This is a genomic window from Klebsiella sp. HMSC16A12, assembly GCF_001808265.1.
Classification (GTDB): Bacteria; Pseudomonadota; Gammaproteobacteria; order Enterobacterales; family Enterobacteriaceae; genus Klebsiella; species Klebsiella pneumoniae.
This window is the reverse complement of the sequence record NZ_KV792625.1, coordinates 121656-136553: the sequence shown is the minus strand read 5'-3', so window position 1 is coordinate 136553 and position 14898 is coordinate 121656. Positions and strand designations below refer to the sequence as shown.

Genomic DNA, 14898 nt, shown 5'->3' with positions numbered 1-14898 from the left:
GTTATTTTCCTTTAGCGGCGGACAGGGTGGCGAGAAGGTGTTCGCGGTCTAACAGCGCAGGCAGAATCTGTCCCTGCGGCAATTCCGGTCCGTAAATCTGGTTAAACGGCACCGCGGCGCTGCCGCGTGCGGTTAAAAACTGGCTAATGTCAGCGGAGGGGCGGCTCCAGTCGCCGCGCAGGGCGACTACGTCTGGCGCTAACAGCGCCTGCTGGACGTCGTCGCGCAGCAGCACGTTGTATTTGTTGGCTTTACAGGTCACGCACCAGTCGGCGGTGACATCAATAAATACCCGCTTATGCTCCGCCAGGGCGCTGGCGATAGCCTGCTCGCTGAGCGGCTGCCAGTTAACCCGGTCCCGGCGCGGGCCCTGGCCGTCCTGTTGGGCGACAAAGGCGACGGCGCCCGCCACCACGATGGCCAGGGCGCCCGCGCGCAGCGCCGTCCGCCAGCGGTAGCGCCAGGCGGTGGCCACTAGCAGGGCGATGGCCAGAATCACCAGCAGGGTAAGCACCGGCGTACGGCCGATGTGGATCGTCAGCAGGCTGACCAGCCATAGCGCTGAACCAAGCATCATTAGCCCCAGCACCACGCGCAGATGATTCATCCAGCGGCCCGGGCGCGGTAGACGTTGCGCCAGACCCGGCCAGGCAACGATCAGCAGCCACGGCAGGCTCATGCCGATCCCCATGGCGAAGAAAATGCCCCACAGCAGCGGCAGGGGCGCCACCAGCGCCACCGACACGGCGGTACCGAGGAATGGCGCGGTACAGGGCGTCGCCAGCAGGGTGGCGAAGGCGCCCTGCCAGAAATGGCCCATTAAGCCGTTGCCGCCCCTGGTGGCGAGGAAAGTGCTGGCGCTGGAGGAGAGGCGGATTTCGAACAGCCCCAATAAACTGGCGCTGAACAGCACCATCACCAGCGCCATCGCGCCGATAAACCACGGGTTCTGGAACTGGATGCCCCAGCCGAGCGCCTGATTCCCCAGGCGTAGCGCGGTCATCATCAGCGCCAGCGCCAGGAACGAGACGACGATCCCGCACACCGAGGCGAGGAACTGCCGCCGCACCGCGCCGCGTTCGCGACCTTCGGTTTGCACCAGCGAGCCGAGCTTCATCGCCAGCACCGGCAGCACGCAGGGCATGACGTTGAGAATAAGCCCGCCGGCCAGCGCCATCAGCAGCACCCAGCCTAACGCCAGCCCCGGCGCGGCGCTGCCGGCGGCGACGGCGATTTGGCTTTCCTGCGCCTGACCGCTATCCGCCAGCACCAGCGACAAGGTTTTACCGCGCAGATCCGGCGCCGCTTCGCCCCAGCTGTCGGTGACCGGTACGGTGGCGGTCAACGTAGCGCCGCGGGTGGTAAAGTTCGGTTTGCCGAAATCGACATCCTCCATGTTGTCGATAAACAGTGCTGGCTGCTGCCAGCCGGCATCGCGGCGGGCGGTCACCGTCAGTTTGCCGCTGACGTAGCTGGCGGTCAGCTGCGAAGTCAGGCCATCGCGCAACGGCAGCGTGCCCATCGCGCGGGTAAAATCATAATTAAATCGCTCCCCCGCCGGAGTCGTCATATCCAGCGAAAAGGGATAGTCAGTGAGAATACAGACATTGCTGCAGGTAGAGAGCGTCAGGACGCCGCTAAGCGTCGGCGGTATCTTCCCGTGCAGGGTCATCGGGAAGCTGACGTCGCCGTGGTACCCCTGAGTGGAAATGCCCGCGACGTCGAAGCGCTGCGGCGTCGGCCAGCGCCAGCTCACCTCCAGCGGCGTGTGCCAGGCGATAGCCGGCGCGATGCCGCCTTCCCCTGGCGAGCGCCAGTAGGTTTTCCAGCCCTTTTCCAGCGCTACGTCTAAAAGCAGGCGAGTGTCGCCATTGCTCTCGGTTTGCGCCCGCAGGCGGACGCTGGCGTGTTGATTGTCGGCGGCGCGCAGCCAGCCGCTGTCGGCGGCCTGGCTGACGGGCAGCCATAGCCAAAGCAGGCAGACCAGTAGTCGCCTGAATACCATATACATAAGTTTGCTCCGTAAGTGATGAATTAACCTGAACTGTCAGGAGAATCAATCACTCACGGAAGACGCATAATCGCAGATGCACCCGCAATCGGGGTGAGGAGATAACGCGGGGAGGCCACTGGCGTTCGATACGCGGCGGGATCGCCGCCAGCACCGCCAGCAGCAGGGTGATAGCCAACAGCGCCCCTTCAAACAGCATCGGCGGAACGGCCATCAGCGACTTGGCGCTGAGCTCGCACGGCGTGACCGGCGCCTCGGCCTGATCCTGGTTTTGCTGTAGCGACGGGCTGTCGGCGGTGAGGTTCATGACCAGCGCGTGCATCCCGGCCATCCGTTGAGCGGTGCAGGTTAGCACCACCAGACAGGCCAGGAGGACAAAAAGAATGGCTTTGCGTTGTCGCTTAATCATGATTGCCTCAAATATTCACGAGGCTTATCTTAACGGGCGAACGGGTTTTGGCAATGGTAAAGCTGTAAAGAAGTGTCTGGCGGATAAGCAATTAGCCCTCCCCCGGCCGGGAGAGGGCGGTTAGTTACAGGTTCTCACCGTTGCTGGCGATGACCTCTTTGTACCAGTTAAAGCTCTTCTTGCGCGAGCGGGACATATCGCCGGTGCCATCGTCGTGTTTGTTGACGTAGATGAAGCCGTAGCGTTTGCTGTACTGCCCGGTGGTGAAGGAGACGCAGTCGATGCAGCCCCATGGGGTATAGCCCAGCAGATCGACGCCGTCATAAGTGACCGCTTTGATCATCTCTTCGATGTGGGCGCGCAGGTAGTCGATGCGGTAGTCATCGTTGATGCTGCCGTCAGCTTCTACTTTGTCGTAGGCGCCAAAGCCGTTTTCCACGATAAACAGCGGCTTCTGATAACGCTCATACAGTTCACACAGAGAATAGCGCAGGCCGACCGGGTCAATCTGCCAGCCCCAGTCGGAAGCTTTGACGTGCGGGTTCGGCACGCTGCCTTCGAAACCGGAAATGGCGTCGCCAGTGCCGCCCTCAGCTTTCACCGCGTTGGTCATGTAGTAGCTGAAGCCGAGATAGGCGCAGGTACCTTCGCGCAGGATCTGCGCGTCGCCGTCTTCCATCCTGATGTTGAAGCCGCGGCGTTCCCATTCATTCAACACATAGCTCGGGTAGTAACCGCGCAGCTGGACGTCGGTAAAGACGTAGCGCTCGCGCATCGACTCCTGGGCGAACATGACATCTTCCGGTTTGCAGGAGTAAGGGTAGAGGGCGACCATCGCCAGCATGCAGCCGACCTGCATGTCCGGGTTGATGCGCCGCGCCGCTTTCACCGCCAGCGCGCTGGCCACGAACTGGTGGTGCAGCACCTGGTACATGGTCTCTTCCGGATTGTCATGCTCGGTATAGACCACCCCGGAGCAGCAGTAGCCGAACAGCGGCGCGCGCCAGTTGCGCTGGTTGTTGATCTCGTTAAAGGTCATCCAGTATTTCACTTTGTGCTTATAGCGCTCGAAGACCACTTCGGCGAAGCGTACAAAGAAATCGACCACTTTGCGGTTGGTCCAGCCGCCGTACTGCTGCACCAGGTGCAGGGGCATCTCGAAGTGGGAGAGGGTGATCACCGGTTCGATGTTGTATTTCAGCAGCTCGTCGAACATGTCGTCGTAGAACTTCAGCCCCTCTTCATTCGGCTGGGTTTCGTCACCCTGCGGGAAGATGCGGGTCCAGGCGATAGAGGTGCGGAAGCATTTGAAGCCCATCTCGGCGAACAGTTTGATGTCTTCTTTGTAGCGACCGTAGAAGTCGACGGCTTCGTGGTTCGGGTAGTATTTTCCCGCTTCGACCTGGTGGGTGATTTCGCGCGGCACGCCGTGCGCCCCGCCGGTCAACACATCGCAGATGCTGGGGCCTTTGCCGCCCTGATCCCAGCCGCCTTCAACCTGATGCGCGGCGACCGCGCCGCCCCATAAAAAATCTTTCGGAAGGGTTAATTTTTTCATCCTGGCTAATCTCTCTAATAACTATTGTTCTCGAGTCTAGCAAAGTGAAAGTGAATGTCACGATATAACAAATTCCGCCAAAGGTAATATGTTACATCAAAAAAACAGGCTGTTATTTTTAGCTGATTTTGCTCGCTAATTTACGTCCGAGGGATTCGAGAATATAGATCACTGGAATTTGCGTTGTAATATCGTAGACGCCGCCAATGCGCGTCTGCGGCACGTGCCAGGAGAGATTGAAATCAGCCAGTTTGGCCAGCCGCGAATGCTCATGGCTGGTAATCGACATCACCTTGCAATGATGCAGGCTGAACTGGCTGGCAAAGCGCAGGATCTCTTCCGTCTCGCCAGAGACGGAAAGCACGATCGCCAGCGCGTTGCGGGCCATATCGTTGGTTACCGGAAAATAGGGGTCGTCAATATGGTTGCTGAATTTACCGACGTTGGAGAAGAAGCGTGCGCCATATTTCGCCAGCGCGCCGGAGGTGCCGGCGCCGACAAAAATAATACGTTCGGAGGCGAGAATAATATCGACGGCCTGCTCGAGTAATTCATCGAACTCGTCATTATTGACGCTTTTAAAAAAGCTCATTATTTCGCTGGCGCCGATATTTGCCTGTTGAGGCTCATTCTGCTCGAGATATAATTTAAAGCGCACGCGAAATTCAGAGTAGCCCTCGCACTGCAGTTTGCGGCAGAAGCGTAACACGGTAGTCGTGGAGACCCCGGCGGCCTCGGCCAGTTCGCGGATGGTCATGTACATCACTTTGTCACGATTTTTAATGACGTAGTGGTAGACCATCATCTCAAGATTATTGAGACTGGCGACAGCGGCGTGGGAGAACATACTCACAGGGCGAACTCACAATTCATAATGACCAGGACGGAATTATATCATGCAGGCCAATGACATTACCTTTTTTCAGCGTTTTCAGGACGACATCCTCGCCGGGCGCAAAACCATCACCATTCGCGATGCAGCGGAGTCGCACTTTAAGCCCGGCGATGTGCTGCGCGTTGGGCGCTATGAAGATGACGGCTATTTTTGCACCATCGCCGTGACCGCGACCTCGACGGTGACGCTCGATACGCTGACCGAACAGCATGCGCAACAGGAGAATATGACTCTCGGGCAGCTGCGGCAGGTCATCAGCGACATCTATCCTGGCGAGAGCCAGTTTTATGTCATTGAATTCAAAACGCTTTAAGATAATCAGGAACAGCTGTGAGTTGAAATAAAAATGTAACTTTTTGATTTTAATGTATTTACAAATATACATCGTTTTATTTTAGCTAACAGGTGTTCACTGGAATCATTCTCAGTTACCCTAAGTGGGCAATGAAAGCGTTCTTGTTTTCACGGAGTCCAGTATGGTTCGCAAACCATTAATCACTCAGGGATATTCTCTGGCAGAGGAAGTTGCCAACAGCATCAGCCACGGGATCGGGCTGGTGTTCGGTATCGTCGGCCTTGTGTTGCTGCTGGTGCAGGCGGCGGATACAAACGCCAGCGCGACGGCGATCGCCAGCTACAGCCTGTACGGCGGCAGCATGATTATGCTGTTCCTCGCTTCCACGCTCTATCACGCGATCCCGCATCAGCGGGCGAAACAGTGGCTGAAGAAATTCGACCACTGCGCTATCTACCTGTTGATTGCCGGGACCTACACGCCGTTTTTGCTGGTGGGATTGAATTCACCGCTGGCGAAGGGGCTGATGATCGTCATCTGGAGCCTGGCGCTGCTGGGGATCCTGTTTAAGCTGACCATCGCGCACCGCTTTAAAATTTTGTCGCTGGTGACCTATCTGACCATGGGCTGGCTGTCGCTTATCGTGGTCTATCAGCTGGCGGTGAAGCTGGCGGTGGGCGGGGTAACGCTGCTGGCGGTTGGCGGGGTGGTGTACTCGCTGGGGGTCATCTTCTACGTCTGCAAACGTATTCCTTATAACCACGCTATCTGGCACGGCTTCGTGCTCGGCGGCAGCGTGTGTCACTTCCTGGCGATTTATCTTTACATCGGCCAGTCCTGATAAACATCCCACGGTGGCGCTGCGCTTACCGTGGCTACAATACTCTACGGCCTGGAAATTCCACGGTGGCGCTGCGCTTACCGTGGCTACAAAATACTGCGGCCGGGTAGCCCGGCTAAGGCGCAAGCGCCGCAAGCCGGGAACTTTTCCTTAATTTTCTTCCAGCGAATACGGCAATGGTTTGATGCTCAGGCTGCCGGCATCGTCGCGTACACGGAACACGCTGTCCGGTTCCATGTCGTTATTCATCACTACCTGGACCATCAGGCTTCCGTCATCCAGCTGTACGGCTGCCAGCACCGTACCGGTGCGGCGCCAGTTGTCGCCCATCTTCAGCTCCAGGTCTTCCCCGGCTTCCGGCACCCGGCTGGCGGTCCCTGACAGCGTCCACAGCGCGCGCTTATTGGCGCCGCGGAATTTCGCCCTCGCGACCATTTCCTGGCCGGTGTAGCAGCCTTTTTTGAAGCTGATGCCGCCCAGCGCCTGCAGGTTGGTGGCCTGCGGAATGAACTGCCCGCTGTTGGCGCTGTCGATAACCGGCAGACCGGCTTCAATATTCAGCGCCAGCCACTGTTGGCTGTTGTTAAACTGCGCTTCGCCGCGCAACGCGTCGGTGACGCGGTTGGCGGTGTCGACATCGGTCACCAGCAGGAAGCGCTCGCCCGGGTGTTCAAACCACAGCAGGCTGGTGGCGCCTTCGCTGACCACCGGGGTGGCAGCGTCGGGCAAGGCGGCGAACAGCGGCGCCAGCGCGGCGCGCGCCTGGAAGCCGGCTACTCCCAGCAGAACCAGATCGTCGTTGGCGGCGATGGTGACTTTGGAGAAGACGGCATATTTTTTCAGCTCGGTCAGCTGCGCGTCGCGCAGGCTGCGGCGCTCAATCCACGCGAAGCCGCCCTCGCGACGGAATACGCGCAGGTTGCTCCACATCTTGCCTTTGGCATCACAGTGGGCGGCAAGCAGATGCTGGGCATCGGTGAGATGACTCACATCGGCGGTAATCTGCCCCTGCAGATATTTTTCGCTGTCCGGCCCGCTAATTGTCGCCAGCGCCCAGTCATCCAGGGTCATCAGCGTTAACGGCAGACGAGCGGAAGAGGAAGGCTGACGCGGAGGAAAAGGTGTAAAAGCCATAGTCATATCCTGAATCGCTTAACGCAGTGTGTGTGACCAATGGTAAAAGAGCTATAGTGCATTGCAAGTGCTTTCAACAGGCCATTTGTGCGCTGGCGTGAGACAGCCGCCTGACGCAGGGAATCAATAAACCCATCATTATTTTAAGGTTTTTATGGAAGGATGCTCGCATTCAGCGATATTCCTGTAAAGTTACGGCAGAAAACGGGTTAAACTAACCTATATTTTGCTGCTGGAAGGTCAACATGGACATTAACAATAAAGCACGTATCCACTGGGCATGCCGCCGCGGGATGCGCGAACTCGACATCTCCATCATGCCGTTCTTTGAGTATGAGTACGATACCCTCAGCGACGCTGACAAACAGCTGTTCATTCGCCTGCTGGAAAATGACGATCCGGATCTGTTCAACTGGCTGATGAACCACGGCAAACCGGCCGATGCGGAGCTGCAGCGGATGGTAACCTTAATTCAGACACGGAATCGGGAACGTGGTCCTGTGGCAATCTGATCTCCGTATCTCCTGGCGCGCGCAGTGGTTTTCCCTGCTGCTTCACGGCGTGGTGGCGGCCCTGGTGCTGTTGGTTCCCTGGCCGCTGAGCTATACCCCGATCTGGCTGCTGCTGCTGTCGCTGGTGGTCTTCGACTGCGTGCGCAGCCAGCGGCGGATCCATGCCCGTCGCGGGGAGATAAAACTGCTCACCGATTCCCGTCTTCGCTGGCAAAACGCCGAATGGGAGATCCTCGGGACGCCGTGGGTTATCAATAGCGGTATGCTGCTGCGTTTGCGCCATGTCGATACCCGGCGCGGACAGCATCTTTGGCTGGCGGCGGACAGCATGGACGCCGGAGAGTGGCGCGATCTGCGCCGGCTGGTGCTGCAAAAACCGGCGCAGGAGTAAGCCGCGTCAGGAAAAGTGTTCGGCCATTTCGCCGAGGATCTGCTCGCACCAGCTCTGGATGCGCTCGTCGCTCAGGTCGTACTGGTTGGTTTCATCCAGCGCCAGGCCAACGAACAGTTGGCCATCGGCGATCACCGGTTTCGGGCTGGTGAACTCATAGCCTTCGGTTGGCCAGTAGCCGACAAACTTCACGCCCCTGGTCGCCAGCTTGTCATGCAGCATGCCGAGCGCGTCAAGGAACCATTCGCCGTAGCCCAGTTGATCGCCCATGCCGTACAGCGCGACGATCTTTCCCTCGAGGTTCAGGGTGTCCAGCTGATCCCAGACCGCTTCCCAGTCTTCCTGAATTTCGCCGAAATCCCAGGTCGGGATGCCAAGGATCAGTACGTCGTACTGGCTCATCAGCGCGGGGGAGTCATCTTTCAGATTGTGCAGCGTCACCAGTTCGGGGCCGATGATATCGCGGATTTTCTCCGCGGCCATTTCGGTGTAGCAGGTACTGGAGCCGTAAAACAGACCTATATTCATCGCGTAAACATCTCGATTCTTGCCGTGAATGGCGGGCAGTGTACCAGAAAGGCGTCCTCTTAAGGCATAATGAGAGCGTTTAACGAACAAAGAGGCCGATGTGAAACAGGATCTGGCACTAATCGAACAGTTTCTCGATGCCCTTTGGCTGGAGCGCAACCTGGCGGAGAATACGCTCAGCGCCTACCGTCGCGATTTGACGATGTTAGTTGAGTGGCTGCACCATCGCGGCCTGTCGCTGGCAAGCGTTGGCAGCGACGATCTGCAGGCGCTGCTGGCTGAGCGGCAGTCCGGCGGCTACAAAGCCACCAGCACCGCGCGCCTGCTGAGCGCCGTGCGCCGTTTTTTCCAGCATCTGTACCGGGAAAAAATTCGCCCGGACGATCCCAGCGCGCTGCTGGCCTCGCCGAAGCTACCGCAGCGGCTGCCAAAAGATCTCAGTGAGGCGCAGGTTGAGCGCCTGCTGCAGGCGCCGCTGGTGGAGCAGCCGCTGGAATTGCGCGATAAAGCGATGCTGGAGGTGCTGTATGCCACCGGCCTGCGCGTCTCGGAGCTGGTGGGGCTGACGATGAGCGACATCAGCCTGCGGCAGGGCGTGCTGCGGGTGGTGGGAAAAGGCAACAAAGAGCGGCTGGTGCCGCTGGGGGAAGAGGCGGTACTGTGGGTGGAAAATTACCTCGAGTATGGTCGCCCCTGGCTGCTGAACGGCGTGGCGTCGGATGTCTTATTTCCCAGCCAGCGCGCCCAGCAGATGACGCGCCAGACCTTCTGGCATCGGATTAAACACTATGCCGTACTGGCGGGGATCGACAGCGAAAAGCTTTCCCCGCACGTGTTACGCCATGCGTTCGCCACGCATTTGCTCAATCATGGCGCCGATCTGCGCGTGGTGCAGATGCTGTTAGGACACAGCGATCTCTCCACCACGCAGATATACACCCACGTGGCGACCGAGCGTCTGCGACAACTTCATCAACAGCACCACCCGCGGGCGTGAGTGCTGAACAAAAGGACTGAGTATGAAAAAAGGTTTATTGATGTTCACCCTGCTGGCGGCCTCCCTTTCAGGAGCGGCGCACGCCGATAGCGCGGCAATTAAACAGTCGCTGGCGAAGCTGGGTGTGCAGAGCACCGATATTCAACCATCGCCGGTTTCCGGGATGAGCACGGTGCTGACCGACAGCGGCGTGCTGTACGTGACCGACGACGGCAAGCATATCATCCAGGGGCCAATGTACGACGTGAGCGGCGCGCAGCCGGTCAACGTCACCAACCAGCTGCTGCTGGGTAAGCTGAACGCGCTGAGCAATGAGATGATTGTCTACAAAGCGCCGAAGGAGCAGCACGTCATCACCGTTTTCACCGATATTACCTGCGGCTACTGTCATAAACTGCACGAGCAGATGAGCGACTACAACGCGCTGGGGATCAGCGTGCGCTATCTGGCTTTCCCGCGCCAGGGTCTGCAAAGCCAGGCGGAGCAGGACATGAAGGCCATCTGGTGCGCGAAAGATCGCAACAAAGCGCTGGATGACGCCATGAATGGTAAAGGCGTGCAGCCGGCGAGCTGCAGCGTAGATATCGCCAAACATTACACCCTCGGCGTGCAGATGGGCGTCAACGGTACGCCGGCGATGGTCCTCAGTAACGGCATGGTGCTGCCGGGCTATCAGGGGCCGAAAGAGCTGAAGGCGTTCCTCGATGAGCACAAAAAACAGACAAGCGGTAACTGATTCGCGTGAAACAACAGATACAACTACGCCGCCGCGAGGCGGTTGACGGCGTCGAACTCCCCGCCGACCTGCCGCCGCTGCTGCAGCGGCTATATGCCAGCCGCGGGGTGCGCAGCGCGCAGGAGCTGGAGCGCAGCGTCAAAGGCATGCTCCCCTGGACGCAGCTCACCGGCGTTGAAAAAGCGGTCGAGATGCTGCATGACGCGTTCCAGAAAGGGTTGCACATCGTGGTGGTCGGCGATTTTGACGCCGACGGCGCCACCAGCACCGCGCTCAGCGTGTTGGCCCTGCGCGCGCTGGGTTACGGCAACGTCTCCTATCTGGTGCCGAACCGCTTTGAAGACGGCTACGGTTTAAGCCCGGAAGTGGTCGATCAGGCCCATGCTCGCGGCGCGCAGATGATCATGACCGTCGACAACGGGATCTCGTCCCATGCCGGCGTCGATCATGCCCATGCGCTGGGGATCCCGGTGCTGGTGACCGATCACCATCTGCCGGGCGAGACGCTGCCGGCGGCGGAAGCTATCGTTAATCCCAACCTGCACGATTGCGACTTCCCGTCAAAATCACTGGCCGGGGTGGGGGTGGCGTTTTATCTGATGCTGGCGCTGCGCACTTTTCTGCGCGATAAAGGCTGGTTCGACGCTCGCGGCATCCCCGCGCCGAACCTTGCCGAGCTGCTGGATCTGGTGGCGCTAGGCACCGTCGCGGACGTCGTGCCGCTGGATGCTAACAACCGTATCCTCACCTGGCAGGGGTTAAGCCGCATTCGCGCCGGCAAATGTCGGCCCGGTATTAAGGCGCTGTTGGAAATTGCCAACCGCGATCCGCAAAAGCTGGCGGCCAGCGACCTCGGTTTCGCCCTCGGGCCGCGCCTGAACGCGGCGGGACGGCTGGACGACATGTCGGTCGGCGTCGCGCTGCTGCTGTGCGACAACATCGGCGAAGCGCGGGTGCTGGCCAACGAGCTCGATGCGCTTAATCAGACGCGCAAAGAGATTGAGCAGGGGATGCAGGCGGAAGCGCTAACGCTCTGTCAGCAGCTGGAGCGCAGCGCCGATACCCTGCCCGGCGGGCTGGCGATGTACCATCCGCAATGGCATCAAGGGGTAGTCGGCATTCTCGCCTCGCGGATTAAGGAGCGCTTCCATCGCCCGGTTATCGCTTTTGCGCCTACCGGCGACGGCACGCTGAAAGGCTCCGGTCGTTCCATTCAGGGGTTGCATATGCGCGATGCGCTGGAGCGCCTTGATACGCTTTATCCCGGGCTAATCCTGAAGTTCGGCGGCCACGCGATGGCGGCGGGCTTATCGCTGGAGGAGGCGCGTTTTGAAGAGTTTCAACAGCGCTTCGGCGAGCTGGTGACCGAATGGCTGGATCCTGCGCTGTTGCAGGGCGAGGTGGTTTCCGATGGCCCGCTGGCGGCGGCGGAGATGAGCATGGAAGTGGCGCAGATGCTGCGCGACGCCGGGCCGTGGGGGCAGATGTTCCCGGAACCGCTATTTGACGGTCGTTTTCGCCTGCTGCAGCAGCGGCTGGTGGGCGAGCGTCACCTGAAGGTGATGGTCGAACCGGTTGACGGCGGGCCGCTGCTGGACGGTATCGCCTTCAACGTTGATACTTCCATCTGGCCGGATAACGGCGTGCGTGAAGTCCAGTTAGCCTACAAGCTCGACATCAACGAGTTCCGCGGCAACCGTAGCCTGCAGCTGATCATCGATCACCTCTGGCCAAATTGACAACAGTGTAGGAATAAGGGCGCGAATCCGGTAGAATTCCGCTCTTATCACCGCATTTTGACAAATCCATTAAAAGAAACCGACCATGTTTGAAATAAATCCGGTAAAAAACCGCATTCAGGACCTCACGGAGCGCTCCGACGTTCTTAGGGGGTATCTTTGACTACGATGCCAAGAAAGAGCGTCTCGAAGAAGTAAACGCCGAGCTGGAACAGCCGGACGTGTGGAACGAACCCGAACGCGCCCAGGCGCTGGGTAAAGAGCGTTCTTCCCTGGAAGCCATCGTAGATACCCTGGATCAGATGTCCCAGGGGCTGGAAGACGTTGCCGGCCTGCTGGATCTGGCCGTGGAAGCGGACGACGAAGAGACCTTTAACGAAGCCGTCGCCGAGCTGGATACCCTGGAAGAGAAGCTGGCGCAGCTTGAGTTCCGCCGCATGTTCTCCGGCGAATACGACAGCGCCGATTGCTACCTTGACATTCAGGCCGGTTCCGGCGGCACCGAAGCCCAGGACTGGGCCAGCATGCTGATGCGCATGTACCTGCGCTGGGCGGAAGCGCGCGGCTTTAAGACCGAAATCATCGAAGAATCCGAAGGTGAAGTCGCGGGGATTAAATCCGTGACCATTAAGATCATTGGCGATTACGCCTACGGCTGGCTGCGTACGGAAACCGGCGTTCATCGTCTGGTGCGTAAGAGCCCGTTCGATTCCGGCGGCCGCCGTCATACCTCCTTCAGCTCCGCGTTCGTTTACCCGGAAGTGGAAGACGATATCGATATCGAAATTAACCCGGCCGACCTGCGCATTGACGTATACCGCGCCTCCGGCGCCGGTGGTCAGCACGTTAACCGTACGGAATCCGCGGTGCGTATTACCCATATCCCGACCGGATTGGTGACGCAGTGCCAGAACGACCGTTCGCAGCACAAGAACAAAGACCAGGCCATGAAGCAGATGAAAGCAAAGCTTTATGAACTGGAGATGCAGAAGAAAAATGCCGAGAAGCAGGCGATGGAAGACAACAAGTCCGATATCGGCTGGGGCAGCCAGATCCGCTCTTACGTGCTGGATGACTCGCGTATTAAAGATCTGCGTACCGGGGTGGAAACCCGCAACACTCAGGCGGTGCTCGACGGCAGCCTGGACCAATTTATCGAAGCAAGTTTGAAAGCAGGGTTATGAGGAACCAACATGTCTGAACAACAAGCACAGGGCGCTGACGCGCCAATTGACCTTAATAATGAACTGAAAACCCGTCGCGAGAAGCTGGCTGCGCTGCGTGAGCAGGGCGTCGCTTTCCCGAACGATTTCCGTCGTGACCATACCTCTGACCAACTGCACGCTGACTTCGATGGCAAAGAAAACGAAGAGCTGGAAGCGCTGAACGTTGAAGTGGCCGTTGCTGGCCGCATGATGACCCGTCGTATCATGGGTAAAGCGTCCTTCGTGACCCTGCAGGACGTAGGCGGCCGCATCCAGCTGTACGTGGCGCGTGATGACCTGGCGGAAGGCGTTTATAACGACCAGTTCAAAAAGTGGGACCTCGGCGACATCATCGCCGCCCGCGGTAAGTTGTTCAAGACCAAAACCGGTGAGCTCTCTATCCACTGCACCGAGCTGCGTCTGTTGACTAAAGCTCTGCGCCCGCTGCCGGACAAATTCCACGGCCTGCAGGATCAGGAAGCGCGTTATCGCCAGCGTTACCTGGACCTGATCTCCAACGATGAATCCCGCAAGACCTTCAAAGTGCGTTCGCAGATCCTGGCGGGCATCCGTCAGTTCATGGTTGGCCGCGGCTTTATGGAAGTAGAAACCCCGATGATGCAGGTGATCCCGGGCGGCGCTTCCGCGCGTCCGTTCATCACCCATCATAACGCGCTGGATCTGGACATGTACCTGCGTATCGCGCCGGAACTGTACCTCAAGCGTCTGGTGGTTGGCGGCTTCGAACGCGTCTTCGAGATCAACCGTAACTTCCGTAACGAAGGGATCTCCGTTCGTCATAACCCAGAGTTCACCATGATGGAACTCTACATGGCTTATGCGGATTATAAAGATCTGATCGAGCTGACCGAATCTCTGTTCCGCACCCTGGCGCAGGACATCCTCGGCAATACCGAAGTGCCTTACGGCGACCAGGTGTTCGACTTTGGCAAGCCGTTTGAAAAACTGACCATGCGCGAAGCGATCAAGAAATACCGTCCGGAAACCGAGATGGCGGATCTGGATAACTTTGATTCCGCGAAAGCGATCGCTGAATCTATCGGCATCAAAGTGGAGAAGAGCTGGGGTCTGGGCCGTATCGTGACCGAGATCTTCGAAGAAGTGGCGGAAGCGCACCTGATCCAGCCGACCTTCATCACCGAATACCCGGCGGAAGTTTCTCCGCTGGCGCGCCGTAACGACGTCAACCCGGAAATCACCGACCGCTTTGAATTCTTCATTGGCGGCCGTGAGATCGGTAACGGCTTTAGCGAGCTGAACGACGCCGAAGACCAGGCGCAGCGCTTCCAGGATCAGGTTGATGCGAAAGCCGCAGGCGACGACGAAGCAATGTTCTATGACGAAGACTATGTCACCGCGCTGGAACACGGCCTGCCACCGACCGCTGGTCTGGGTATCGGTATCGATCGCATGGTCATGCTGTTCACCAACAGCCACACCATCCGCGACGTTATTCTGTTCCCGGCGATGCGTCCGCAGAAATAATCGCCCTTCGCGAAAAGCAAAAAACCCGGCTTGCCGGGTTTTTTTATGTCTGATGTGAGGTCCTAAGGCTGGCGTAGCCTGGCTCCGCGCAGCGCAAGCCGGGGATCCCGGATGGCGGCGTAAACGCCTTATCCGGGCTAC

15 protein-coding genes are annotated in these 14898 nt (G+C 58.6%); 9 read left to right on the top strand and 6 right to left on the bottom strand.

What is annotated here, in order from left to right; all coding sequences use genetic code 11:
• Position 1: 1 nt before the first annotated feature.
• The 4 genes from HMPREF3140_RS17635 to HMPREF3140_RS17620 form a co-directional block, all read right to left on the bottom strand.
• The gene (locus tag HMPREF3140_RS17635) at positions 2-2011 is read right to left on the bottom strand and encodes a protein-disulfide reductase DsbD family protein (protein ID WP_032412410.1); all 2010 of its coding nucleotides are present in this window, start codon (positions 2009-2011) and stop codon (positions 2-4) included.
• A gap of 49 nt (positions 2012-2060) precedes the next feature.
• Entirely contained in the window at positions 2061-2420 is a 360-nt protein-coding gene (locus tag HMPREF3140_RS17630) for a hypothetical protein (RefSeq protein ID WP_004185561.1), read from the bottom strand.
• Between the two features lie 124 nt (positions 2421-2544).
• Entirely contained in the window at positions 2545-3978 is a 1434-nt protein-coding gene (gene bglA, locus HMPREF3140_RS17625) for a 6-phospho-beta-glucosidase BglA (RefSeq protein WP_002916322.1), read from the bottom strand.
• Positions 3979-4096: 118 nt separating this feature from the next.
• Positions 4097-4825 (bottom strand): MurR/RpiR family transcriptional regulator, encoded by a 729-nt coding sequence (locus tag HMPREF3140_RS17620; protein ID WP_023342613.1) that lies wholly within the window; start codon positions 4823-4825, stop codon positions 4097-4099.
• A gap of 49 nt (positions 4826-4874) precedes the next feature.
• Here HMPREF3140_RS17620 and yqfB point away from each other — a divergent pair, with 49 nt between their 5' ends.
• Both yqfB and trhA read left to right on the top strand, forming a co-directional pair.
• A complete protein-coding gene (gene yqfB / locus HMPREF3140_RS17615) occupies positions 4875-5186 on the top strand; it encodes a N(4)-acetylcytidine aminohydrolase (protein ID WP_004144734.1) in 312 nt (103 codons plus the stop codon).
• A 163-nt stretch (positions 5187-5349) separates the two neighbouring features.
• Entirely contained in the window at positions 5350-6009 is a 660-nt protein-coding gene (trhA, locus tag HMPREF3140_RS17610) for a PAQR family membrane homeostasis protein TrhA (RefSeq protein ID WP_002916317.1), read from the top strand.
• Between the two features lie 150 nt (positions 6010-6159).
• Here trhA and ygfZ read toward each other — a convergent pair whose 3' ends face one another.
• Positions 6160-7143: a tRNA-modifying protein YgfZ gene (gene ygfZ, locus HMPREF3140_RS17605; RefSeq protein WP_002916313.1), complete on the bottom strand. Its 984-nt coding sequence runs from the start codon at positions 7141-7143 to the stop codon at positions 6160-6162.
• A gap of 245 nt (positions 7144-7388) precedes the next feature.
• On the opposite strand from ygfZ, the gene sdhE reads away from it, so the two are divergent.
• Both sdhE and HMPREF3140_RS17595 read left to right on the top strand, forming a co-directional pair.
• Positions 7389-7655, top strand: a complete 267-nt coding sequence (sdhE, locus tag HMPREF3140_RS17600; RefSeq protein WP_002916312.1) for an FAD assembly factor SdhE — start codon at positions 7389-7391, stop codon at positions 7653-7655.
• Positions 7636-8046, top strand: a complete 411-nt coding sequence (locus tag HMPREF3140_RS17595) for a protein YgfX (protein ID WP_002916310.1) — start codon at positions 7636-7638, stop codon at positions 8044-8046. Before sdhE ends, HMPREF3140_RS17595 begins: the two co-directional genes overlap by 20 nt.
• A gap of 6 nt (positions 8047-8052) precedes the next feature.
• On the opposite strand, the gene fldB is transcribed toward HMPREF3140_RS17595, so the two are convergent.
• Positions 8053-8574 carry a flavodoxin FldB gene (gene fldB / locus HMPREF3140_RS17590; protein ID WP_002916308.1) on the bottom strand — a complete coding sequence of 174 codons (522 nt, stop codon included), beginning with the start codon at positions 8572-8574 and terminating at the stop codon, positions 8053-8055.
• A 100-nt stretch (positions 8575-8674) separates the two neighbouring features.
• Here fldB and xerD point away from each other — a divergent pair, with 100 nt between their 5' ends.
• The 5 genes from xerD to lysS all read left to right on the top strand — a co-directional run bounded on the left by xerD (position 8675) and on the right by lysS (position 14757).
• Positions 8675-9571: a site-specific tyrosine recombinase XerD gene (gene xerD / locus HMPREF3140_RS17585; protein ID WP_004144729.1), complete on the top strand. Its 897-nt coding sequence runs from the start codon at positions 8675-8677 to the stop codon at positions 9569-9571.
• A gap of 22 nt (positions 9572-9593) precedes the next feature.
• Positions 9594-10307: a bifunctional protein-disulfide isomerase/oxidoreductase DsbC gene (dsbC, locus tag HMPREF3140_RS17580; protein ID WP_032412407.1), complete on the top strand. Its 714-nt coding sequence runs from the start codon at positions 9594-9596 to the stop codon at positions 10305-10307.
• 5 nt (positions 10308-10312) lie between these two features.
• Positions 10313-12046, top strand: a complete 1734-nt coding sequence (gene recJ, locus HMPREF3140_RS17575) for a single-stranded-DNA-specific exonuclease RecJ (protein ID WP_070553050.1) — start codon at positions 10313-10315, stop codon at positions 12044-12046.
• Between the two features lie 85 nt (positions 12047-12131).
• Positions 12132-13230 (top strand): peptide chain release factor 2 gene (gene prfB / locus HMPREF3140_RS17570; RefSeq protein ID WP_095858446.1). Its coding sequence is split into 2 segments (ribosomal slippage): positions 12132-12206 and positions 12208-13230, totalling 1098 coding nucleotides; the frame shifts between segments, so codons are not numbered across the junction.
• A 9-nt stretch (positions 13231-13239) separates the two neighbouring features.
• Positions 13240-14757 (top strand): lysine--tRNA ligase, encoded by a 1518-nt coding sequence (lysS, locus tag HMPREF3140_RS17565; protein ID WP_070553049.1) that lies wholly within the window; start codon positions 13240-13242, stop codon positions 14755-14757.
• Positions 14758-14898: the final 141 nt, after the last annotated feature.

Bases quoted from the DNA above. Each gene is read 5' to 3' on its own strand.
- HMPREF3140_RS17635 (WP_032412410.1), bottom strand. From the start codon at position 2,011: ATGTATATGGTATTCAGGCGACTACTGGTCTGCCTGCTTTGGCTATGG.
- HMPREF3140_RS17630 (WP_004185561.1), bottom strand. From the start codon at position 2,420: ATGATTAAGCGACAACGCAAAGCCATTCTTTTTGTCCTCCTGGCCTGT.
- bglA (WP_002916322.1), bottom strand. From the start codon at position 3,978: ATGAAAAAATTAACCCTTCCGAAAGATTTTTTATGGGGCGGCGCGGTC.
- HMPREF3140_RS17620 (WP_023342613.1), bottom strand. From the start codon at position 4,825: ATGTTCTCCCACGCCGCTGTCGCCAGTCTCAATAATCTTGAGATGATG.
- yqfB (WP_004144734.1), top strand. From the start codon at position 4,875: ATGCAGGCCAATGACATTACCTTTTTTCAGCGTTTTCAGGACGACATC.
- trhA (WP_002916317.1), top strand. From the start codon at position 5,350: ATGGTTCGCAAACCATTAATCACTCAGGGATATTCTCTGGCAGAGGAA.
- ygfZ (WP_002916313.1), bottom strand. From the start codon at position 7,143: ATGGCTTTTACACCTTTTCCTCCGCGTCAGCCTTCCTCTTCCGCTCGT.
- sdhE (WP_002916312.1), top strand. From the start codon at position 7,389: ATGGACATTAACAATAAAGCACGTATCCACTGGGCATGCCGCCGCGGG.
- fldB (WP_002916308.1), bottom strand. From the start codon at position 8,574: ATGAATATAGGTCTGTTTTACGGCTCCAGTACCTGCTACACCGAAATG.
- dsbC (WP_032412407.1), top strand. From the start codon at position 9,594: ATGAAAAAAGGTTTATTGATGTTCACCCTGCTGGCGGCCTCCCTTTCA.
- lysS (WP_070553049.1), top strand. From the start codon at position 13,240: ATGTCTGAACAACAAGCACAGGGCGCTGACGCGCCAATTGACCTTAAT.